Source organism: Clostridium sp. LIBA-8553, assembly GCF_057782465.1.
The window spans coordinates 1,007,272-1,030,727 of record NZ_CM173489.1; the positions used below are offsets into that span (position 1 = coordinate 1,007,272).

Annotated in this window: 16 protein-coding genes; 14 read left to right on the forward strand and 2 right to left on the reverse strand. The window is 28.7% G+C overall.

Features of this window, described 5'->3' with window-relative positions:
• The first annotated feature begins 97 nt into the window (after positions 1 to 97).
• From AC2JAQ_RS04290 to AC2JAQ_RS04305, 4 genes are all read left to right on the forward strand, one after another.
• Positions 98 to 1,426: an MATE family efflux transporter gene (locus tag AC2JAQ_RS04290; RefSeq protein WP_488458073.1), complete on the forward strand. Its 1,329-nt coding sequence runs from the start codon at positions 98 to 100 to the stop codon at positions 1,424 to 1,426.
• A 239-nt stretch (positions 1,427 to 1,665) separates the two neighbouring features.
• Positions 1,666 to 2,334 (forward strand): response regulator transcription factor, encoded by a 669-nt coding sequence (locus tag AC2JAQ_RS04295; protein WP_488458074.1) that lies wholly within the window; start codon positions 1,666 to 1,668, stop codon positions 2,332 to 2,334.
• Positions 2,331 to 3,341, forward strand: coding sequence for a sensor histidine kinase (locus AC2JAQ_RS04300; protein WP_283679017.1), 1,011 nt, complete (start codon positions 2,331 to 2,333; stop codon positions 3,339 to 3,341). Before AC2JAQ_RS04295 ends, AC2JAQ_RS04300 begins: the two co-directional genes overlap by 4 nt.
• A gap of 83 nt (positions 3,342 to 3,424) precedes the next feature.
• Positions 3,425 to 3,613: a hypothetical protein gene (locus AC2JAQ_RS04305; RefSeq protein ID WP_488458075.1), complete on the forward strand. Its 189-nt coding sequence runs from the start codon at positions 3,425 to 3,427 to the stop codon at positions 3,611 to 3,613.
• 287 nt (positions 3,614 to 3,900) lie between these two features.
• Here AC2JAQ_RS04305 and AC2JAQ_RS04310 read toward each other — a convergent pair whose 3' ends face one another.
• On the reverse strand, positions 3,901 to 4,137 hold the full coding sequence (locus AC2JAQ_RS04310) for a DUF5684 domain-containing protein (protein WP_488458076.1): 237 nt from the start codon (positions 4,135 to 4,137) through the stop codon (positions 3,901 to 3,903).
• 458 nt (positions 4,138 to 4,595) lie between these two features.
• Between AC2JAQ_RS04310 and cloSI the strand changes: the two genes are divergently transcribed.
• The 4 genes from cloSI to AC2JAQ_RS04330 all read left to right on the forward strand — a co-directional run bounded on the left by cloSI (position 4,596) and on the right by AC2JAQ_RS04330 (position 10,980).
• On the forward strand, positions 4,596 to 6,161 hold the full coding sequence (gene cloSI, locus AC2JAQ_RS04315; RefSeq protein ID WP_488458077.1) for a clostripain: 1,566 nt from the start codon (positions 4,596 to 4,598) through the stop codon (positions 6,159 to 6,161).
• Positions 6,162 to 6,428: 267 nt separating this feature from the next.
• A complete protein-coding gene (locus AC2JAQ_RS04320; protein WP_488458078.1) occupies positions 6,429 to 7,196 on the forward strand; it encodes an ABC transporter ATP-binding protein in 768 nt (255 codons plus the stop codon).
• Positions 7,186 to 9,234, forward strand: coding sequence for an FtsX-like permease family protein (locus tag AC2JAQ_RS04325; protein ID WP_488458079.1), 2,049 nt, complete (start codon positions 7,186 to 7,188; stop codon positions 9,232 to 9,234). Before AC2JAQ_RS04320 ends, AC2JAQ_RS04325 begins: the two co-directional genes overlap by 11 nt.
• A 207-nt stretch (positions 9,235 to 9,441) precedes the next feature.
• Positions 9,442 to 10,980, forward strand: a complete 1,539-nt coding sequence (locus tag AC2JAQ_RS04330; RefSeq protein WP_488458080.1) for a glycoside hydrolase family 31 protein — start codon at positions 9,442 to 9,444, stop codon at positions 10,978 to 10,980.
• Positions 10,981 to 11,044: 64 nt separating this feature from the next.
• On the opposite strand, the gene AC2JAQ_RS04335 is transcribed toward AC2JAQ_RS04330, so the two are convergent.
• Positions 11,045 to 11,347 (reverse strand): Dabb family protein, encoded by a 303-nt coding sequence (locus tag AC2JAQ_RS04335; protein WP_488458081.1) that lies wholly within the window; start codon positions 11,345 to 11,347, stop codon positions 11,045 to 11,047.
• A 126-nt stretch (positions 11,348 to 11,473) separates the two neighbouring features.
• On the opposite strand from AC2JAQ_RS04335, the gene AC2JAQ_RS04340 reads away from it, so the two are divergent.
• The 6 genes from AC2JAQ_RS04340 (at position 11,474) to AC2JAQ_RS04365 (ending at position 23,262) form a co-directional block, all read left to right on the forward strand.
• Complete coding sequence (locus AC2JAQ_RS04340) at positions 11,474 to 15,460, forward strand: discoidin domain-containing protein (RefSeq protein WP_488458082.1); 3,987 nt, start codon at positions 11,474 to 11,476, stop codon at positions 15,458 to 15,460.
• A gap of 229 nt (positions 15,461 to 15,689) precedes the next feature.
• On the forward strand, positions 15,690 to 16,835 hold the full coding sequence (locus tag AC2JAQ_RS04345; RefSeq protein ID WP_488458083.1) for a pyridoxal-phosphate-dependent aminotransferase family protein: 1,146 nt from the start codon (positions 15,690 to 15,692) through the stop codon (positions 16,833 to 16,835).
• Between the two features lie 165 nt (positions 16,836 to 17,000).
• Entirely contained in the window at positions 17,001 to 17,582 is a 582-nt protein-coding gene (locus tag AC2JAQ_RS04350) for a hypothetical protein (RefSeq protein ID WP_488458084.1), read from the forward strand.
• 212 nt (positions 17,583 to 17,794) lie between these two features.
• On the forward strand, positions 17,795 to 18,334 hold the full coding sequence (rbr, locus tag AC2JAQ_RS04355; protein WP_488458085.1) for a rubrerythrin: 540 nt from the start codon (positions 17,795 to 17,797) through the stop codon (positions 18,332 to 18,334).
• A gap of 372 nt (positions 18,335 to 18,706) precedes the next feature.
• Positions 18,707 to 21,775 (forward strand): alpha-mannosidase, encoded by a 3,069-nt coding sequence (locus AC2JAQ_RS04360; protein WP_488458086.1) that lies wholly within the window; start codon positions 18,707 to 18,709, stop codon positions 21,773 to 21,775.
• A gap of 314 nt (positions 21,776 to 22,089) precedes the next feature.
• Complete coding sequence (locus AC2JAQ_RS04365) at positions 22,090 to 23,262, forward strand: iron-containing alcohol dehydrogenase (RefSeq protein ID WP_488458087.1); 1,173 nt, start codon at positions 22,090 to 22,092, stop codon at positions 23,260 to 23,262.
• Positions 23,263 to 23,456: the final 194 nt, after the last annotated feature.

A 23,456-nucleotide genomic window follows, 5' to 3' on the forward strand; every position in this document is an offset into this window, starting at 1 on the left:
ATTTCTATAAATTCTTAGTGAAATACAGCTGATTCTCGGAACATATTTATAGATTTTATGATTATAAAAAGCTTAATAGATTTATTAGGAGATGAATATGAAGAAAGTAGATTTAACTAAGGGAAAGGTGTTAAGTGTACTTACCACCTTAGCTCTTCCAATTATGGGAAGTTCATTTCTTCAGTTTGCATATGGTATTATAGATATGTTTTGGGTTGGAGGCTTAGGAAGTGGTGCTGTAGCCAGTATTGGCTCTTCAAGCTTCTTTTTAGGACTTGGATATTCTATAAATGCTTTAGTAGTGACTGGGACTGGAATAAAAGTTTCTCATGAAGTAGGAAGAAAAAATGAAATAGAAACAGAGGATTATATAAGAAACGGTCTTATTATGAACTTTGTTATAGGTATAATATATGCTTTAATATTAGTTATATTTGGAAAGGGATTTATAGGTTTTTTAAATTTAAATGATTCAATAGTAGAGAGAGACTCATATATATACTTGGCTGTAAGTGCTCCAGTATTATTCTTTAGCTTTTTTAATTATCTTTTCACAAGAATATTAGCTAGCTTTGGTAATAATAAATTAGCTTTAAAAATAAGTGCTATTGGAATAATTCTAAATATGGTATTGGATCCGATTTTAATATATATATTTAAAATGGGTGTCTTTGGTGCAGCAGTTGCAACATTATTAGCAAATATGCTTATGTTTTTCATGTATATGTATCATGGAAAAGGAATATTTAAAATAGATTTAAAAAAGAAAATAAACTATGAAAAAATAAGAGAAATAGCTAGATTAGGATTTCCTATGGCCTCTCAAAGGGTACTTTTTACCTTAGTAAATATAATTCTAGCTAGGATAATAGCTAGTTTTGGTGCTGATGCTATAGCAGCTCAGAAAATAGGATTACAAATAGAATCAGTAAGTTTCATGGTTGTTGGAGGATTGAATGGAGCCATAGCAGGCTTTACAGGTCAAAATTATGGAGCAAAGAAACTTAATAGAGTTAATGAAGGATATAAGAAGGCTTTATTTTTAGGAGCGATATATTCAATAATTGTTTCAGCTTTATTTATATGCATTCCTGGAACTTTAGTTAGATTATTTGTTAAGGATGAGGCTACAATCATAATCGGAAGCAGTTATTTAAGAGTTCTGGGTATAGTTCAAATATTTAGTAGTTTTGAAATGATATCAAATGGAGTGTTCTCAGGATTAGGACTTCCTAAAATACCATCAACTATAAGTATAGTATTTACAATGCTAAGAATACCTATGGCTTTATTTTTAGTTAAGTTTTTAGGTATAAATGGAGTATGGTGGAGTATAGCAATATCAAATATCTTAAAAGGAAGTATATCTTGTTTAATTTATAGATTTAGAGTTTATAAGAAATATATTTTCTGTGATGAAAAATAGATTTTATTATTCAAATTAGACTGTATCAAAGTAATTGTTTGTTAATATACTCTGATACAGTTTTTTTTATAATGTAAACAGAATTTATATTAAAAAATATAAAATTACAAATAATAATGAAAATAAAGAAAAAGTTTAAATAACATAAAGAAAGACAGTATTTCTAGAAATACTGTGTTTTAAAATTTGAACTTTTTATGATATTCTAAGTTTATAAATAAAGTGGAAGGATGAGTTAAATGAAGAAGATTCTTATAATTGAAGATACAGATACAATACGAGAAGAACTTACAAAACTTCTTACTAGATATGGATATGAAGTTTTAGCTCCAACAGATTTTGAAAATATATTAGAATATGTTAAAGAAAATAATGCAGATTTAATACTACTAGATATAAATTTACCTTATTTTGATGGATATCATATTTGTAGAGAAATAAGAAAAGATTCTAATGTACCTATAATAATAGTTACAAGTAGAGATAGTGATATGGATGAGATTATGAGTATGAATTTAGGAGCAGATGACTTTATAACAAAACCTTATAATACTCAAATTTTATTAGCTAGAATAGCGTCATTACTTAGAAGAACATATTCTTTGGCTGAGCAAGAAGTTTTAACATATGGAGATTTAAAGCTTAACTTATCTAATGGAACAATTTCTTGCAGAGGAAAAGAAGAAGAGTTAACTAAAAATGAACTTAAGATATTATCACATCTTTTAAAAAACAAAGGAAATGTTGTTTCAAGGGAAGATCTTATGGATTATATGTGGAACTCAGATATTTTTGTGGATGATAACACACTTTCAGTAAATGTAACTAGACTTAGAAAAAAATTAGAAGAGGTTGGAGTAAAAGGGGCTATAGAAACTAGAAGGGGATTAGGGTATATTATGCCATGAAACTAAGGGATTATTTTGAGGATAAAATATTCTTTTTAATTGTAAACTTTATAATTTTTGCTACCATAGCAGTTTTATTGTTCATAGGTAATGTCGGTTCAGGAATAATATTTTTAATAGGATGTTTTTGGTTTATTCCTCTTTTTACATATATAATTTTAGATTTTTACAAGAGTAAAAAATTTTATGATAACATAAGTGGTATTTTAGATAATTTAGACAAAAAGTATTTACTACCTGAGGTAATAGAAGAACCAAATTTCTATCATGGTAAATTTTTATATGAGGTTTTAAAAGAAACTGACAAAGATATGCATGAGAATGTTAAAAAATATAGACTTGAGCAAAAAGATTATAGAGAGTATGTGGAAACATGGGTTCATGAGATAAAAACTCCAATAGCTTCTACTAGGCTTATTTTAGAAAATAATGAGAGTAAGTCTAGTGAAAATATTAAAAAGGAAATAAAGAAAATTGAAGAATATATAGATCAAGCTTTATATTATGCTAGAAGTACAGATGTTAGCAAAGATTATATTGTAAAAGAATTTTCCTTAGGGAAAAGTGTAAGAAATGTAATTAAGAAAAATTCTAGGGATTTCATAAATAAAAGAATAGCTATAGACTTAGAAGATTTAGATTACAATGTTTATAGTGATGAAAAATGGGTTGAATTTATAATAAATCAAGTTATAAATAACGCAATAAAATATAGTTCCAAAAATAGTAGAGTTAAAATATTTGCAAAGAAATCTAAAAACAGTATAACTCTTAAAATAAAAGATAGTGGTGTTGGAATACCTAATAAAGATTTAGGTAGAGTTTTTGAAAAAGGCTTTACTGGAGAAAATGGAAGAAGATTTACTAAATCTACAGGTATGGGATTATACCTATGCAAAAATCTTTGTGATAAGTTAGGCTTAGGTCTAAAAATAACTTCAAAAGAAAATGAGGGAACAGAAGTTAGCATAATTTTCCCAATAGGAGATGCCATAATAGCCAATTAGATAACTAATTAAGGTTATTGAAATATATGGATTATAATGATATAATTTACAAAATATGATATGTATAAATGGGGGATTGGGAATTGTTTAAGATGATTTTTAAGTCAATTGGATTAGCAATAGTTATAATATTTGCATTTCTTTTTGTTTTAGGAAGCATACTTAATGGTAAAGATGCAGCAATAATGGTTGTAGGACTGGCTACAATATCAACTATTATTTTTTGTACATATACTGTTATAGATAAAATAGATAAGAACTTTAATAAATAAAGAATTATTTATACCGTATTATTCTATATTGGATATGCGGTATTTTTTTTCTAAATTTAGAAATTAAGAGAAGTGAAATATATGATAAATAATCAAATAAGTTTTTTTGATAAACCTAAAATAAAGTTACTGGAAGATTAAACAAGGCTCCATCATCTATTAACTAAAAATAGCGTTCATGAGGTTTTTGTGGAGAAAAATGATAGTTATATTGTGTGTTAATAGATAGAATGTTCTACAGAATTTATAGTAGAGGTGTTAAAGTTGAATAAAAAAAGCAGGGCAATTTACCCTACTAATTCATTTTGATATTCCCAAGGTATGGATCCTACAAATTTTCTATCAGATAGGACTATATACCAGAATGCTATAAGTGAAAATATTATTCCTATGATTGTAGAAAGTAATCCGAATCCAAAATTTTTAAAAATTTTATAAAGTACAAGTATAGTAATAATAATATTTAAAATTGGTATAAATGTAAGAATAAAATACCAATAAGACATACCAGCTAGGTGAAACATTTGTAATTCACCGAGGATTGGTATAAGCATCATCCAAGGGATCTTTTAAATTGGCCTTCTTAGCCATGGCATAAGAAGGATAAACTCTTATTAAATAAATAATTAATAAGATAAGAAAACTACTTGAAGTGTAAGTAAATTCTTTAAAGTAATACATGTAATCAACCTCCTATTTGGTTGATTATATCATAAGTGTAAATAAAATGTAAAAAATTGCAATTTTATAATTTTTAATATTAAGGAATGAAAGAATTGGAATTGTTATATGAACTAATAGCTACTCATTATATTCCCCAAAAATTAAATACTTTTTGTATATTTATAAACTTAAATAATAGATTATTATAACCAGTTATGTATAAATTTTGACCAGTTATGCAAATTGTATTGAAAAATTAAAATATTAAATTAATATTAAATTAGTATTAAATTAATGTTAATTTTAGAGGGGGATGTATATGTTTAAGAAAAAGTTATCATTATTGATGGCTACTATTACCATTGGTAGTGTTCTACTAGGAGGAGCTTCAACAGTAAGTGCTGCTCCAAAACGAAAACATAAAACTGTATCAGAAGAAATTAAAAATGTTGAAAAAAATGAAAGTAATAAAAAACTAACGGTTATGGTATATGCTGATTGTGATAATAACCTAGAAGAGTACATACTTAATGATATTGAAGAAATGAAAGAGGGTTATAAAAATAATCCTAATCTAAATATTATAGTATTAGTTGATAGAATTCCTGGCTATTCTAATGATTCATCAGTGTTAGGTTCTAATTTTGAAGATACAAGATTGTATAAAATAGGTGAAAATTCTGCCGAAAGAATTAGTGGGAAAAGTGAATTCCAAGAGATAACTACTGAAAGTAATTATGAAGCTAACATGGGAGATGCAAATACTTTGAAAAAATTCGTTAAATTTTGTAAAAATAATTACAAAGCAGATAAGTATATGTTAATAATGTCTAATCATGGTGGTGGAGCTAAAGATGAAGAGAGAACTAGTTCAGTAAACAAATCTATATGTTGGGATGATAGTAATAATAAAGATTGTCTTTATACTGGAGAAATTTCAGATGTACTTACTAAAGATGAATGTGTTGATGTTTTAGTATTTGATGCTTGTTTAATGGGAACTTCAGAGGTAGCTTATCAATATAGACCTAATAATGGAAGTTTTGAAGCAAAAACACTTGTTGCATCATCTCCAGTTGTTTGGGGGAATGGATATCCTTATGACAAAATATTTTCACGTTTAAAATCTACTAAAGGTGAAAATGGAGAAGTTGATTCCACATTAGGAGGTAAAGAAAAAATATTTGATCCATCACTTGTTACAAATAATGAACTTGGTGCCTTATTTGTAGAAGAGCAGCGTGATTCTGTAAATAGCTATGGAGTAACTAGTCAACAGCTAAGTTGCTACGATCTTTCAAAAATTGAAAAAGTTAAAAAATCAGTTGATGCTTTAGCTAGAAATTTAAGCAAAAATAATAAAAAGGATTCTATTGAAAGTTTAAGAGGTACAGGGAAAAATGCACCAACTATGCATTATTTTAAGGCATATGATGAATATGAATGGATTGAATATCCATATTTTGATTTATATGATTTATGTGAAAAAATTAGCTTAAGTAATGAATTTGATGAAACAACTAAAAAATTATCAAAGAATGTTATGAAAAATGTTGACCAATTAATTTTATACTCATTTGGAGGAAAAGAGTTTAAAAATTTCAAAGAAGGTAAAAATGGGATAAGTATTTTCCTTCCTGATGGTAATAGAAATTATTATGATCAATATTCAGGACAAGCAATACCACATTGGGCTATTCAAAGATGGTACAATCCTTTAGACACTAATGCTTATAGATTAAGAAGTGGATATGGAAAACTAGCATGGTGTAAAGATGGATTAGATTCAGAAATAAATAAAGTTGGTAACTGGTTTGAACTTTTAGATTCTTGGTTCGATAAAGATAATACTTCATTTGGTGGATATAATAGATATAGATATTAAAAGATAATTTCGTAAATTATATAAAAGAAATTAAGTTAATTAATAACTCTACTTATAAGGTTTAAGTAGAGTTATTTCTTTTTATGTAGTTTTTATAATATCTCGAATATTACAATGATTTTTTCATTTGAACTTCTATTATTTATTAAATATTTTCTTCTAAGGAAATCTTACAACATTGTAAGGTTTATGAAAGAAAAATAAATATGTGATTTATCTTAAAGAGGATAAAATAATATTGTAAGATGAAACGAGGAGGAACAAGATATGAAAAATATTTTAAGTGTTGAAAATATAGAAAAGTATTATGGAAACAAAGATAACATAACAAAAGCAATAGACAATATTAACTTTAAGGTTGATAAGGGTGAGTTTGTTGGAATAATGGGACCATCAGGAAGTGGTAAAACAACATTACTTAATTGTATATCAACTATAGATAATGTTACTACAGGAAGTATAGTTATTAATGGAAAGGATATTACAAAATTAAAATCAAAGCAATTAGAGAAGTTTAGAAGAGATGAATTAGGATTCATATTCCAAGATTTTAATTTATTAGATACCTTAACAGCTTATGAAAATATAGCTTTAGCATTAACAATACAAGGTAAAAAGCCTAAGGAAATAGATGCTCTTATTAAAAAGGTTGCAAAGAGTTTAGGGATAGATGGAATATTAAATAAATTCCCATATCAAATATCAGGTGGACAAAAACAAAGGGTTGCTTCAGCGAGAGCAATAGTGACAAATCCATCATTAATCTTAGCCGATGAGCCAACAGGAGCTTTAGATTCAAAATCAGCTAGAATGCTTCTTGATTCATTTGAAAACTTAAATAAGGAATTAGATGCTACAATACTTATGGTAACTCATGATGCTTTTACAGCAAGTTATGCACATAGAATTTTATTTATAAAAGACGGAAAAATATTCAATGAATTAGTAAGAGGAACAGATTCAAGAAAAGAGTTCTTCGATAGAATTATTGAGGTTATAACACTTCTTGGAGGGGATGATAGAGATGTATTTTAAGATTGCTTTAAACAATGTTAGAAAGAGCTTTAAAGATTACTCAATATACTTTCTAACATTAACTCTTGGAGTGTGCATATTCTATGCATTTAACTCCATAGGAGATCAAAAAGCTTTTTCAGAGCTTGGATCAAGACAGGCTGAATATATAACAGTATTACAGGGATTAATATCTGGAATTTCTGTATTTATATCATGTGTTTTAGGTGGATTAATTCTTTATGCAAATAACTTCTTAGTTAAAAAGCGTAAAAAAGAATTAGGTATATATATGACCCTTGGTATGGGAAAAAATAAAATTTCAAAAATACTTACATATGAAACAGCTTTAGTTGGTATTATATCTTTAGTTGTAGGTTTAGGAGTAGGTATAATAGTTTCTCAAGGAATATCTGCTTTTGCAGCTAAGTTATTTGAAGTTCCATTAAGTAATTATAAGTTCTTACTATCAACTGATGCTATTGTAAAAACTATTTTATATTTTGGTATAATATTTATTTTAGTTATGCTTTTTAATACTGTTGTAATTTCAAAGTATAAACTTATAGATATGTTAACAGCAGCTAAAAAGAATGAGGATATAAAAATAAAAAATCCTATATTAACAGCAATAATCTTCTTACTATCTTTAGGGTTATTAGGAGGAGCTTATGCTTTAGTAATTAAAGTTGGATTAAATCCAGTTGATAGAATGTTCTGGGTATCAATAATCTTAGGCGTTTTAGGAACCTTATTACTATTCTTTAGCTTAGCAGGATTTGTTTTATTCGCAGTTCAAAAGAATAAAAATATGTATTTAAAAGGACTAAATATATTTGTATTAAGACAAATAAATAGTAAGATAAATACTAACTTCTTATCAATGACAGTTATATGTCTTATGTTATTCCTAACTATAGGAACATTATCAACTGGTCTAAGTTTTAAGAATGCATTAGAAAAAGGATTAGAGGCTACAACTCCATTTGATGCATCAGCTACTTATTATCCTGATAAAGATAGTAAAATAAAGACTGCTGAAGAATCAATAAAGGAGTTAGGATTTAAATTTAATTCAGACGATAAGATTGCTTCATATAATGAATATAGATTAGATAATACTAATCTAGGAAATTTATTAGAGAAAAATGCAGAAAATAATAATGCAAAAAAAATATTAGAAATTGCAAGTGACTATGGTGTGAATTCTATAAATATAAGCTCATATAACGCTATAAGAGATTTAAAAGGAGAAAAATCATTAAGCTTAAATAATAATGAAATATTAATTTCATCTGATTTTCCTAAATTGGAAGGTACTTTAAAAAATCTACTTCAGAGTAATAGCAAAATAGAGATTGATGGTAAAGAATATACTATTGCAAATGATTCATTAATAGGTAAAGATAAGATAATAGATGAAGCATTTGAAAGTGTAGGTATGCAAAGTAATGTCCTTACTTTAATAGTACCAGATAATGTTGTTTCTAACTTAGAGCCTTCTTCAAGTAAAATTAATATAAATTTTACCAAGAACTCAAAAGAAGAAGGAGAAAGAGTACAAAAGTTATTTGATGACTATAGAGATGGAAGAGTTGATACAGAGAAATATGGGTTTGTAAATGGATATACAAAAGATCGTATATATGAAGAAAGTAATGGTGTTACAAATACAATATTATTCATAGGAATATACTTAGGAATAATATTCTTAATATCAAGTACTGCGGTATTAGCACTTCAACAATTATCAGAAGCTAGTGATAGTGTTGAAAGATATAAATCTTTAAGAAGAATTGGTGTATCTCAAAAGATGATAAATAAATCAATCTTTGCACAAGTAAGTATTTACTTTGGATTACCATTGGTTGTAGCTTTAGTTCACTCAGTAGTTGCAATAAAGGTGGTAAATGGATTCCTAGCAATGTTCAATAAACCAGATATAGGAGCCTCATCATTAGTAACTGCTTTAATAATGGTAATTGTTTATGGTGGATATTTCTATGCAACATATACTGGATATAAATCAACAGTAAAAAATGCTTTAAAACAAAAATAATTATAAAAGCTAATAAATATACTTAGAAAATAAAGAAGCTCGAATTATTTAATTTGAGCTTCTTTTTATTTTATGAAAATGTATTATTTTATATCCAAAATTATAAAAAAATGTAATATAATGAGAAGAGAGTTAAAATATATTTGACGCATTATAATTTGCTTATTTTAGTTAAACATAATTTAAATGGTTGAGAGGTAAGTTGGTATGGGGAAATTTAATAGTTATACTTTTGCTATGAAGGAAAAAGAATTCTGGTATGGACCAATTGTTAATGATGGGATAAAGTATCCATTGAGTTTTAATTCAAATTACGAAGTAAATATATATCCAAATGAGAGTCCTAACCAAGCAAATACATTACTTATTTCAAATAATGGGAGATACATATGGTGCAATTCTGGATTTAAATTAAAAGTTTCTAAGGGTGTTATAGAAATAATTACTGAAGATGAAATACCAAAATTATATGAAGTTGGAGAAAATCTGAAGGATGCTTTTTTACATGCTTCTAAAAATTTTTTCAAAGCTAATGGTAAAGTACCACCTAAAATTTTCTTTACTAAACCACAATATAATACTTGGATTGAGCTTTTATATGATCAAACAGAAGAAAAGATATTGGAATATGCTAATTCCATAATTCAAAATGGTATGCCTACAGGAATAATAATGATTGATGATGGATGGAGCGACTATTATGGAAAATGGAGATTCAATGGAGAAAAGTTTAAAAATCCTAAGGGTATGATAAAGAATTTACATGAATTAGGGTTTAAGGTAATGTTATGGACATGCCCTTTTATTACTCCTGATACACAAGAGTTTAGATTTTTAAGAGATCAAGGTTTTTTAGTAAAAAATAAAGACGGTTCTGTGGCAATAAAAAAATGGTGGAATGGTTATTCAGCAGTTTTAGATTTAACAAATCCTAAAGCTGTTAAATGGTATTGTAATCAAAATAACTTCTTAATTAAAGAATATGGAGTTGATGGCTTTAAATTTGATGCGGGGGATGCAAGTTTTTATAGTAATGATGATTTAACATATAGGAAAGTAGAAGCTAATGAACAAAGTAAACTTTGGGTATTGTTAGGATTAAATTATGAATATAATGAATATAGAGCTTGCTTTCAGTGTGCAGGATTACCTTTAGTACAAAGGTTAGCGGATAAAAATCATAGTTGGGAATATAATGGGGTTTCTTCGCTTATTCCTAATCAACTAGCACAAGGGATTTTAGGATATGCATACACATGCCCAGATATGATTGGGGGAGGAGAGTATCTTAATTTCTTAGAAAATAGTGATAATCTAGATGAAGAATTGTTTGTAAGATATGCTCAATGTGCGGCACTTATGCCAATGATGCAATTTTCAGCAGCACCATGGAGAGTGCTATCTAGAGAGAATTTTGAACTATGTAAAGATGTAGCTTGGAAACATGTGAAATATTCAGAGTATATTTATAGCTTAGCAGAAGAAGCTAGCGAAAATGGAGAACCAATAGTTAGGTATATGGAGTATGAATTTCCTAATGAAGGTTTAGAAGGAATTCAAGATCAATTTATGTTAGGCCCAAAATACATGGTGGCTCCAACTATTAAAAAAGGGGTAATAAAAAGAATTGTGAAATTCCCAAAAGGGGAGTGGAAAAGAGAAAATGGTGAAATTATCATAGGTCCTGCAATAAAAGAAATAACTTCATCTATAAAAGAGGTTTTAATTTTTGAAAAAATAGATTAAATAAAAATCCCTTAGAATTATAATTGAGATAACTTATAATTCTAGGGGATTTGTTTTATATTCTTTAAACTTCGTAATCAACAACAACCCTTGAGCTTGCTACTTTTTTTACGAAAGAACCTGCTTTTACATGATCAGGATTCTTTTGGTAAGAGTCTAAATCCTCTAAAGAATTAAATGTTGAGTATAAAACGATGTCGTAAGCTTGTTCTGATTTATTAACATCTATTCCAACTTCAAGAGCAACTATTTCCTTGATTTTTCCTTGTAAGTCTTCTAAAGAATCTTTTATTATTTTAGCATTTTCAGCCTTTGAATTTCCTTCAGCCTCATCTTTTAGTTTCCACATAACAATATGTTTTATCATAAAATCAACTCCTTAAATATATGGTTCATTTACTAAATAAAATAATTTTTAATAAGTTAATTATATAATAATCTTCATTAGAATAAAAATATATAGTGATATTATTGTTAAGGGGGAACTTGTAAGTTGAATAAAAAGAAGGTTGGAGCGATATTATGTGGGATTTTTATGATGAATGTTTTAGGAGGAACTCAAGGGAAAATTACAAAAGCAAATGAAATAGATAATTTAGATGATATTTCATTTGTAAACTTAGCTTTAGAAAAAGATGTTGAAGTTTCTGGAGTAGAATCTTCAAGTAATTGGCAAGGAGATAAGGCTGTAGACGGAGATTATATTACAGAAGATTCTAGATGGTCAAGTGCAGAAGTAACATCAGTTAAACCACAATGGCTTATGGTTGATTTAGGTGAAGAGTATGTTATAAATCATATCAACATAAAGTGGCAAAATTTTGCATATGCAACAGAGTTTAAGATACAAACATCCTCTGACAAAGAAAATTGGAAAGATGTGACGGAAACATTAACTAATCCAGTAGGCAAGAATGAAAATGATAAAAATAAGATTAATAAGGTTAGTTTTGATAATGAAGAAACTGCAAGGTATGTAAGAATATTTATTACTAAGAGGAATCAGTGGACAAGTGTTAGTATTAGAGAGTTTGAGGTTATGGGATATAAGCTTTTTAAAGGAAATGTAGCTCAAGGAAAAGAAACAAAGGCATCAGCTGTGGAAAATAATAATTCAGAGTGGACTTCTAACAAAATAGTTGATGGAGATACTACTTCAGATGATTCAAGATGGTCTAGTCCTACAATGCCTGTGGAACCTTCAGAAGATAGTCATCAATGGGTATCTATTGACTTTGGAAAAGTTTTAGAGATTGAAAGTGCCAAAATACATTGGTACAAAAAAGCTTTTGCAGAGGATTATAGTATAGAAATTTCAGATGATGGTAAAGAATGGAGAGAGATTAAAAGAGTAAAGCATAATCCTAGTAATGATATGAATAAGGTGGATGAAATCGTTTTTGATAACAAGGAAAATGCCAGATATATAAGAGTTTATATAAGAGAAAGAAATGCTAATGCATACAATAATGTTTCCGTAAGAGAGTTAGAAGTACAAGGAACAGAGAAAATAGTACCAGATTTTGAGCCTTCTTTAGATGAAATTGCAAACTCAATAACTTCTTTACCAGAAGTAACAGTAAGTGATGAGATGATTAAGTTACCAGAAGTGCCAGAGGGCTTTGGTATTAGGTTAAGAGGAAGTGAGTTTAAAAATGTAATAAGTAATGAAGGAGAAATAACAGATTCTAATATAGAAGATAGAGATGTTAGTTTGTTATTTGAAATTTATAAAGAGAAAGATCCAGAAAAGACTGTTGAAAAGAGTTTAAATTTAAATGTTCCAAATAAAACTTCTTTAAATGAAGAGTTATTCCCTCCAATAGAGAAGGGAAATGAAGAGCCAAAGGTAATTCCAAGTCTTCAAGAGTGGTACGGATTAGAAGGGAATTTTACTTTAACAGAAGAGTCAAGAATATTAATTAATGATAAAAATAATGTAGATTTAATGAAGGTAGCTAAGCTATTTAATGAAAGCTTAAAGGACTTTAAAGGAATTGAGCTTGATATAGCAGAAGTTTCATCAGATTCGGAAGTTAAAAAAGGAGATATTTATATAGAGTCTCAATTGGAAGATCAATATGAAGTTGGAGAAGAAGGATATTTTACTCAGGTTCAAGATTCTATAAAGATATATTCAAGTTATTATACCGGAGCATTATATGGAACAACAACATTACTTCAAATATTATGGCAGGATGAAAATCATGATGAAATTCCATGTGGAGTTATAAGAGATTTTCCTAAGTATGAAATTAGAGGAGCTATGCTTGATGTAGCAAGAATGCCTATGAGAATGGAATTCTTAGAGGATTATTCCAAGATATTGTCATGGTATAAAATTAATGAGTTCCATATACATTTAAATGACAATCAATGGGCTCCATCGGGAACAAATTATAATAAGCCAAAAAGTTGGGATTCAGTCTATAATGCATTTAGACTAGAGAGTAAGAATCATCCAGGATTAAAGCCTAGTAATGATGATTTAAACGATCCTTATTATACTCAAGAAGAGTTTGTTAATTTACAATTAGATGCTATGGACAGAGGTATGGAGGTTGTACCAGAAATAGATACACCTGCTCATTCACTTCCTTTTACTAAGTATAATAGGGAGAAGGGTACACCAATACATTCAGAAAATTATTGGTTTGATCATATAGATATAGATAATCCAGAGGGAGCTAAGTTTATACAAGAATTATTTGATGAGTTTTTAAATGAGGAGAATCCAGTATTTTTAGGAGATACAGTTCATTTGGGAATAGATGAATATGATACAAGGGTAGGAGATAAATTTAGAAAATATGCAGCAAATATGTCACAATACTTAGTGGATAAAGGAAAAACACCAAGAGTTTGGGGTTCTTTAAAGCCTTTTGCAGGAGATACAATACTTCCAAAAGAAACTGTTATAGATGTATGGAGCTTAGCTTGGGAAGATCCTAAGGCGAGAATTGAGGAAGGATACAAGATTGTTAATGTTCCACAGCCATATACTTATATAACTCCTTCAAGATGGCATAAGGATTTTATGGATACTCAATATGTTTATAACAATTGGGAGCCAAATCAGTTTAATGCAAATACATTTGTGCCATTAGGAGAACCAAATCTTTTAGGAGGAAAAACGGCTATTTGGGGAGATGAATCCATGGAAGGAATAGTAGAGGCTGATTTACATGAGAGACTACTACCAGCTATTGCTACTATTAGTGAAAAGACATGGAGAGGAAATAAAGAGGACAAAGATTATACAGAGTTTATGAAGACCTTTAATAGATTAGATGAGGGACCAAATACTGAAGTTTCAAGAGAAATCGAAAGTAACAGTGATGTAGTTATAGAATATGACTTTGAAAATGGAGAAAATGCTTTAGATAAGAGTGGCAATGGATATGATGGAACTATTCAAAATGGAGAAATTAAGGAAGAGGATTCAAATAAGTATTTAAATTTTAATGGTAATACAGTGATAGAAACTCCACTTAAGGCTCTAGCTTATCCATATACAATTTCTTTTGATGTTAAGGTTGATGAACTTGGAAAGGTCATGAATCTTTTCTCAGGATATGAAGGAGAATTAAAGGTTTTAGAGGATGGAACTTTAGCTATAAGAAGAAGCTTCTATGAGCAAAATTTTGATTATAGATTAAAAGAAGGAGAATGGACAACTTTAACCTTAGTAGGAACTTTTGAAAGTTTATCCTTATATGCTAATGGTGAGTTTGTACAACAACTTCATAGTTATAGAAGACATGATAATAGTATTATAAGTGGACAAGAATTCCTAACTACCTTTGTTTTACCTTTGGAGAAGATTGGAGAAGGTTTAGTAGGTGGTATGGATAATATTAAATTATATAATAGAGTTTTAGCTGACGAGGCTATTGCTGGAGATGAGAATTACAAAGTGAATCTAGCTTGTGGAAAAGATGCATATTCTTCTTCAAATGATTTATTGTACACCAATGAATGGAGAGCAACAGATGGTAATATTAAAAATGAGGGTTCTAAGTGGGTTTCTAAAAACTCAGATAATCAATGGCTTATGGTTGATTTAGGAGAAGTAAAAGAAATAAATGAAGTATTAATAAGATGGGGAAATCCAGCAAAAGAGTTTTCAATTGAAATATCAGAAGATGGATATCAGTGGAATAAGATTTCTACACTAAATAATAATTCGGAAAATTTAAATTCCATAACATTTGGAGAAGAAATGGCTAGATATGTGAGAATTAATTGCTCTAAGAGAAATAATAATTCTTCATATTCAGTTCTTGAATTAGAAGTATATGGACCAGAAAAAGAGAAAGGTTTACTGGGAGATTTTAATAAAAATGGAGTAATAGATTTAGGCGATTTAGCATTAGCTTCTAAATATTATGGAAAAGAAAAAATAGAATGGGATTTAGATGGAGATAATATTATTACAGAATATGAGCTTAATTTTATATCAGATAAAATATTAAATTAAGCTAAGGGCATATGTGAAAAATATTAAGATTAGATTAATAAGATAAATAAAGATCTATAAATAGTCAATAAACAGGTAGATAACTATTTATAGATCTTTGCTTTTTATTTAAAGTTAATGATTGTTTTGCATAAATTTAAATGAATTATACCGGTATAATTTAAAGTTTTCTTATGGTGTGATATTTTATTATTATAGAAATTAATGAGAGTATTGGGAGGAATAAGTCATGAATTGTAATAAGATAATTTATACACCAGGACCTACTAATTTAAGCGAAAATGTTAGGATGGCTAGAGCACTAAAAACTACTAATCCTGATGTGGACTTAGAGTTCGTTGAGTTTTATAAGGAGACTTGTGATAGGTTTGGGAAATTTATAAATACAAAAAATGATTGCTATATACTTTGTGGAGAGGGGATTTTAGGTTTAGAAGCAGCCTGTGCATCCCTAACTGAAAAGGGAGACAAGGTTTTAGTACTTGATAATGGTTTATATGGAAGATGGTTTGATGGGTTTGTAACTATGTATGGTGGAGAGGTAACGTATTTTTCGGGAGACTATACCAAGGAGATTGATATTGAAGCTTTATCTAAATTTTTAGAGGAGAATAATGATTTTAAATATGCTACTGTTGTTCATTGTGATACTCCAACAGGTGTTTTAAATCCAGTGAATAAGATCTGTCCTTTACTTAAAAGTTATGGGATTTTAACTGTAGTTGATTCTGTTTCAGGGATGGTAGGAGAAGAGTTAAAAGTTGATGATTGGAAGATTGATATAGCCCTAGGAGGTTCACAAAAGGCGTTTTCAGCAGAGCCAGGATTAACTATGGTTAGCATAAGTGATGATGCAAGAGAAGCTATGGAAAATAGAGAAACTCCAGTGGCAGGATTTTATTGCAACCTAAATATATGGAAGAATTATTATAAGGATAAATGGTTCCCTTATACAATGCCAGCAAGTGATATTATATCACTTAGAGTTGCAATAGATAATATTATGGAAGAAGGAACAGAAAAAGTAATTGAAAGACATAGAAAAATTGGAGAAGCAACTAGAAAAGCACTAAAAGAATATGGGTTAAATTTATTTTTAGAAAGTGGATATTCAAATACAGTTACAGCTGTTGAAATACCAGAAGAAATAGGTGCTTTAAAATTAAGAGACCATTTAAATAGAGAATACAATGTATTAATGTCAACATCCTTAGATAAATATGAGAATAAATTATTGAGAATAGGACATATGGGTGAGAATGCAAGGATTGAAAATATAACTACTGTTTTAAATGCAATTCATAACAGTTTGAGGGATTTAGGTTTTAATAGTGAAAAAAGTTTAGTGGATTTATTTATGAAAAATATAGGATAGCTAAATTTTAAAAGTTAAAAAGAAAAATTAGAATTTTATATAAGTACTATTAAAATAGGTAAATATAATAATAGTTGTATTTTTTATTTGATTTAAAATTATAATATGATTTTTAATACTAACTTAATAAGATGATAAATTATCATGTTAAGTAGTTTTTATAGTTTGTATAAATTTAACAATAGATTAAAACATATTAAACTAACTACTGGTTTTATTGTTGCTAGAGAAGATAAAAGCTTGCCTATTAATAAAACTGAGTTTACAATTAGTGCTAAACCAAAAGATTATACAGAGCGTGTGAATGTAGGTTATGTAGATAAAACAATAAGAACAAATGATAAAATTCCTTTAAGTAATGAGGGATACACAGTTATTAATAAAAAAATTCGATTTGATAATATTGAGTTTGAAGTTTTAAGTTTAGGAAACTTTGATTTTGGATCGTTAGTTAACATTTTTGTTGGAAATATAGATGAAGAAAAGAGTAGAGAGATTTCTGAAACATATAATGTAAAATTAAAAAGTGGAGATTTTGAAAAATCTTATAATTTAAAGAAATGGATTGGATTTAATGAGATTGCCATAAGAAAGTATAGTGAAATAGATAAAAAATATAATCCGAATTCACAGTATGATCAATTTTATATGGCAAGAATGTTTTATGATTTAAATAAAGTAGATAGAGATAACATGGAAATTTATTTAATTAACAATATAACTAATGATGAAATACGTATTATATAATAACTTAATAAAATGAAATCATTTATATTGTGGTTGTATAAAATTTTATACAGCCTGTTTTTATTTAAGAAGAATTTTGTTTTTTTTTAGCTAAAAATTTTAAGGATAGATTTAGAATATAAAATTTCAAAAAGGGAAAAATTAAATTGTATTTATGTTTATTAGAAATGGAAATTAATAAACTTTAAAATTAAATTTTTGAGGTGAAATTTATGGAGCTAAAAGGAAGTAAAACAGAAAAAAATCTTTTAACTGCTTTTGCTGGAGAGTCACAGGCTAGAAATAAATATACTTTTTATGCAGAAAAAGCTAGAAGAGAAGGATATAACAAAATAGCTGATATTTTTGAAGAAACTGCTCATAATGAGATGGCTCATGCAAAGATTTGGTTTAAGTTTTTACATGATGGTACAGTTGGTGAAACTGTAGATAACTTAAAAGATGCAGCAGGCGGAGAAAACTATGAATGGACAGATATGTATGCTCAATTTGCAAAAGAAGCAAGAGAAGAAGGTTTTAATGAAATAGCATTCATACTAGAAAAAGTAGGGGAAATAGAAAAACATCACGAAGAAAGATATCTAGAATTACATAATCTGTTGAAAGATGGTGAAATATTTAAAAAGGATGAAAAAGAGTTGTGGAGATGTCAAAACTGTGGATTTATTTTAGAAGCAACAGCAGCTCCAGAAAAATGTCCTGTTTGCCATCATCCAAAATCATATTTTGAAATAGTTTGTGATAAATTTTAATTATAGTATTTAACAAGGATTAAATTATATAATTTTATAGAATTAACTTCTTCCGCAAATTAGTATTAACTATAAAATGCTTTTTTTAATCCTTTTTAAATAAATTGAGATCAAGGTTTAGGTTCTAAAATTTTTCCTAACCTTGGTCTTATTTATTTTATATTTAAATATATTTTTGTACAAAATTTAACTATTAAAAATATGAACTATAAAACTAATATTTGTCCACTTTACACTTAATTGCTTATAAGATATCTTTAAAATATAGAATTTAGATGAATCTAAAGAAAAGAAGCTCATTAATTTTGATTATTAATGTACAGCTCTAAAGATTTATTTTATAAGTTTTAAATTTATCAAGGGGTGAGATGAATGTTATTTCAGATAAATGAACGTAAGAATATTGTAAACGGTTTGTGTGAAAAGTTAGAGAAGGCAATATATAATGTGGTTGCACCTTTAGACATAGATATGTATATCACTAAGGAACCAGTAAGTTATGAAAATAGATTAACTGGAGAGTATAAAAAAGGAGTTATAGGAGAGTCTTGGGGAGAACTTTGGGACTGTGGTTGGTTTAACTTTAAGGGTGAAGTACCAGCAAGTTGTGAGGGAGAAAAGATTGTTCTTTTAATAGATGTAAGTGGAGAAGCCTTTGTTGTAGATGAAAAGGGAGCTCCTATGAGAGGTCTTACAACTTTAAATTCAGAGTTTGATTTAAGTCTAGGAATGCCTGGTAAGAGAGAAGTTCCTATGTTTGATAGAGCTCTTGGTGGAGAAGTCATCGATGTATGGGCAGATTGTGCTTGTAATGACTTATTCGGTAAATATAGAGACAATGGAATTATAAAAGATGCATATATTGCAACTTGTAATGAAGAAGTAAAAGCTCTTTACTACGATGTAGAGGTTTTACATGAACTTATGAATCAACTTCCAGAAGATAGTGCTAGATATCATACTATATTAAATGCTCTTTATGAAGCATCAAAGGTATTAAGTATTAAAACTGGAATGAGCGGATGTGATTTCTTAAAGGATGGAGTTGTTACTCAACAAGAGGTTACAATCCTAAATGAAGAAGAAGTTAAAAAAGCTAGAGAGATATTAAAGAAAGAATTAGATAAAAAAGGTGGAGATCCTTCACTTTCAGTTTCAGCTATTGGACATGCTCATATAGATTTAGCTTGGTTATGGCCAATAAGAGAAACTATAAGAAAAGGTGCTAGAACATATTCAACAGTTTTAGCGAATATGGAGAAGTATCCTGAGTATGTATTTGGAGCAAGCCAACCTCAAATTTATGAGTGGATGAAAGAATACTATCCAGATTTATATGCAAGAATTAAAGAGAGAATAGAAGAAGGAAGATGGGAAGCTCAAGGAGGTATGTGGGTTGAACCAGATACTAACGTTCCATCAGGAGAATCTTTAGTAAGACAATTATTATACGGAAAGAGATACTTCAGAGAAGAGTTCAAAAAAGAAATGGATACTTTATGGCTTCCAGACGTATTTGGATATTCAGCAGCTCTTCCACAAATTCTTAAGAAAAGTGGAGTAGATTACTTCATGACAATTAAATTATCATGGAATAATCACAACCAATTCCCACATCATACATTTGTATGGGAAGGATTAGATGGAAGTAGAGTATTATCTCACATGCCACCAGAAGGAACCTATAATAGTTCAGCTGCACCAAGAGCCGTTGCTAAATCAGAGAAAGCTTTCTTAGATAAAGGTTTATCTGACGAGTGCTTAATGCTATTTGGAATTGGTGATGGAGGCGGTGGCCCAGGAGAAGAGCATTTAGAGAGATTAAGAAGAGAAAGAAATATAAATGGAATAGCTCCTGTCAAACAAGAGCCTTCAAGCAATTTCTTTAAGAGAATAGAAAAAGATATAGATAAATATAGTGTGTGGAGTGGAGAACTATACTTAGAGAAACATCAAGGAACTTACACAACACATGGTAAGAATAAAAAGTATAACAGAAAAATGGAAATCGCTCTTAAAAACTTAGAGTTAGCAGCAATGCAAGCTAAGGTTTTAGGAAAAGGAGAATATCCTCAAGCTGAGATAGAAAAAGTTTGGAAAGAAGTTCTTCTATATCAATTCCACGATATTCTTCCAGGTTCATCAATAGGTAGAGTATATGATGAGTCAGTAGAAGCTTATGAAAAGATGCTTGCCAAAGTAGAAGGTATGACTGAGAGGTTATATAAAGATATCTTAGAAAGCGCTGATAGCAAAGAAGAAGGAGTAGCATTAATTAACTCATTATCATGGAGCAGAGAGCAATGGATTAAGCTTTATGATAGATGGACAAAGATTAAAGTTAAGCCTTTAAGTGGAGAAATCATAAAAAAAGAAGAGGTTGAGCCATATTGTGAAATTTCAACTTTAAGAGTTTCTGAGAATAATTTAGAGAACAGTTTAGTTAAAGTTGAATTCAATAAAAATGGAACAATTTCAAGAATTTTTGATAAAGAGTTAAATAAAGAAGTTTTAAGAGATGAAAATGGAAATGAACTTAGAGTTTATGAAGATAATGGAGATGCTTGGGATTTTTCAGGTGTTTATGAGGATAGACCATCTCAAAGATTTGAATTAGTAAAATCAGAAGTTCTAGTTGATGGACCAAAAGCTACGATTAAACAAAGCTACAAGTGTGGAGATTCTACTTTAGTACAAGAAATAAGTATTTTAGAAGGTAGCAAGAGAATTGACTTTAAAACAAAGGTTGATTGGAAAGAAAATGGAAAAATGCTTAGAACATCTTTCAATACTAATGTTTATACTAGAGAGGCAGATTGTGAAATCCAATTTGGTACAATAAAGAGACCAACTCATGGAAATACTTCATGGGATATGGCTAAGGGAGAAATCTGTGCTCAAAGATGGGTAGATTTATCACAAAGAGATTATGGAGTAGCTTTAATAAATGATTCTAAGTATGGACACAATGTTTCAGAAACTAAGATAGACTTAAATCTTTTAAGAAGCCCAGGATATCCAGATCCAAATGCTGATAGAGGAGAGCATGAGTTTACTTATTGCTTATTCCCACACAAAGGTGATTATATTGAAGGAAATGTTGTTCATGAAGCTCATGAAGTTAATGCTCCAATTCAAGTAATATATAGTGAAAACTTAGGTGAAAATCTAGTTAAAGAGGCAATGGCTTCAATAGATTGTGAAAATGTAATAATTGATACAATTAAAAAAGCAGAAGATAATGATGACATGATAATCAGATTATATGAGTGTCACGGTGAAGATGCTAAGGTTAAAGTTAATATAAATGTTCCATATGCTAATGTAGAAATGGTTAACTTAATAGAAGATAGCATAGATGGAGAAGAATTAAATAAAGAAACAATGGAACTTACATTTAAACCATTTGAAGTTCATACTTTAAAAGTAACATTAAAATAACTAAGAATTTAAGTAATATTTATATAGAAGATAATACTAACAAAAATTAAGGGAATTAAAAGAAACACTTCTAATTACTTAAAGAAAACAGCAAGCAATAGCTTGCTTAGGGAAACTAGGTATTACGAAAAGGCAGCCTTTAAGGGAAGGTTGCCTTTTCTATTTAATAATTTATTATATTTTAAACATAATTAAGACCTTAAAATATATTAGTAGAATCTTTTACTAAATGTAAAAAGTAATATATAATATTGTAAACGTAATTATTTTGGAAAACTAAAACAATATGAGAAAAAATAGAAAGGATGATTTGAATGGAAAATTTTACTTTTTATAATCCTACTAAAATTAACTTCGGTAGAGGAGTCGAATTAACTGTTGGGAAGGAAATTAAGAATTTAGGTGCAAGTAAGATACTTTTCCATTATGGTGGAGGAAGTATCAAAAAAAATGGATTATATGATAGAATTTTAGATTCTTTAAATAAAGCTGGGTTACATGTTATTGAACTTGGAGGAGTTAAACCTAATCCAAGATTAAGTTTAGTTAAAAAAGGTATAGAGCTTTGTAAAAATAACAATATTAATTTTATACTTGCAGTTGGTGGAGGAAGTGTTATTGATTCAGCTAAGGCCATAGCTCTTGGAGTTCCTTATGAAGGGGATGTATGGGATTTCTTTACTAAGAATCTAAATATAGAAAAAGCGTTACCAATAGGTACAGTACTTACAATTCCAGCAGCAGGAAGCGAGTCAAGCTCAGGAACTGTTATAACTAACGAAGACGGATGGTACAAAAGATCAACAGGATCACCACTTTTATATCCTAAGTTTTCAATGTTAAATCCAGAATTATGTGTTACTTTACCAGAGTATCAAATAGCTGCAGGAAGTGCAGATATTTTAGCTCATTTAATGGAAAGATATTTTACAAATACAAAAAATGTAGAACTTATAGATAGATTAATTGAAGGAACAATGAAAACAGTTATAAATAATGTTCCTAAGGTATTAAAAAATAAAGAAGATTATGATAGTTTTGCAGAAGTTATGTGGTCAGGAACAATAGCTCACAACAATCTTCTAAGTACAGGAAGAGAAACAGACTGGGCATCACATAAAATAGAGCATGAGTTAAGTGGAATATATGATGTAACTCATGGAGCAGGCTTAGCAGTTATATTCCCAGCTTGGATGAAGTTTGTCTATAAGCATGATTTAGATAGATTTAACCAATTTGCTACTAGAGTTTTTGATGTTCAAGTTGAGGGTAAAACTAAAGAAGAAATTGCTTTAGAAGGAATTAAAAAACTCGAGGAATTCTTTAAATCAATAAATCTTCCAATAACTTTAAAAGAGCTAGAAATAGGAGAAGATAGACTAGAAGAAATGGCTAAAAAATGTACAGATAATGATGCACACACTATTGGTAATTTCGTGAAATTAAATACAGCTGATGTTTTTGAAATCTACAAATTAGCATTATAGTACATGAATTTAGATAACATGATAACTAGGAAAACTATAAAAATATTTTAGTATAAGGCTATGTTTTAAATTAGTGTTGATTTTTAAATAGAATAGTAGACTATATTAATAACTAGCTAAAAATTAATGCATACATAAAACATAGCCCAATACAATTCTAAGTAGGTTATTATTAAACGAATATAAGAATTATA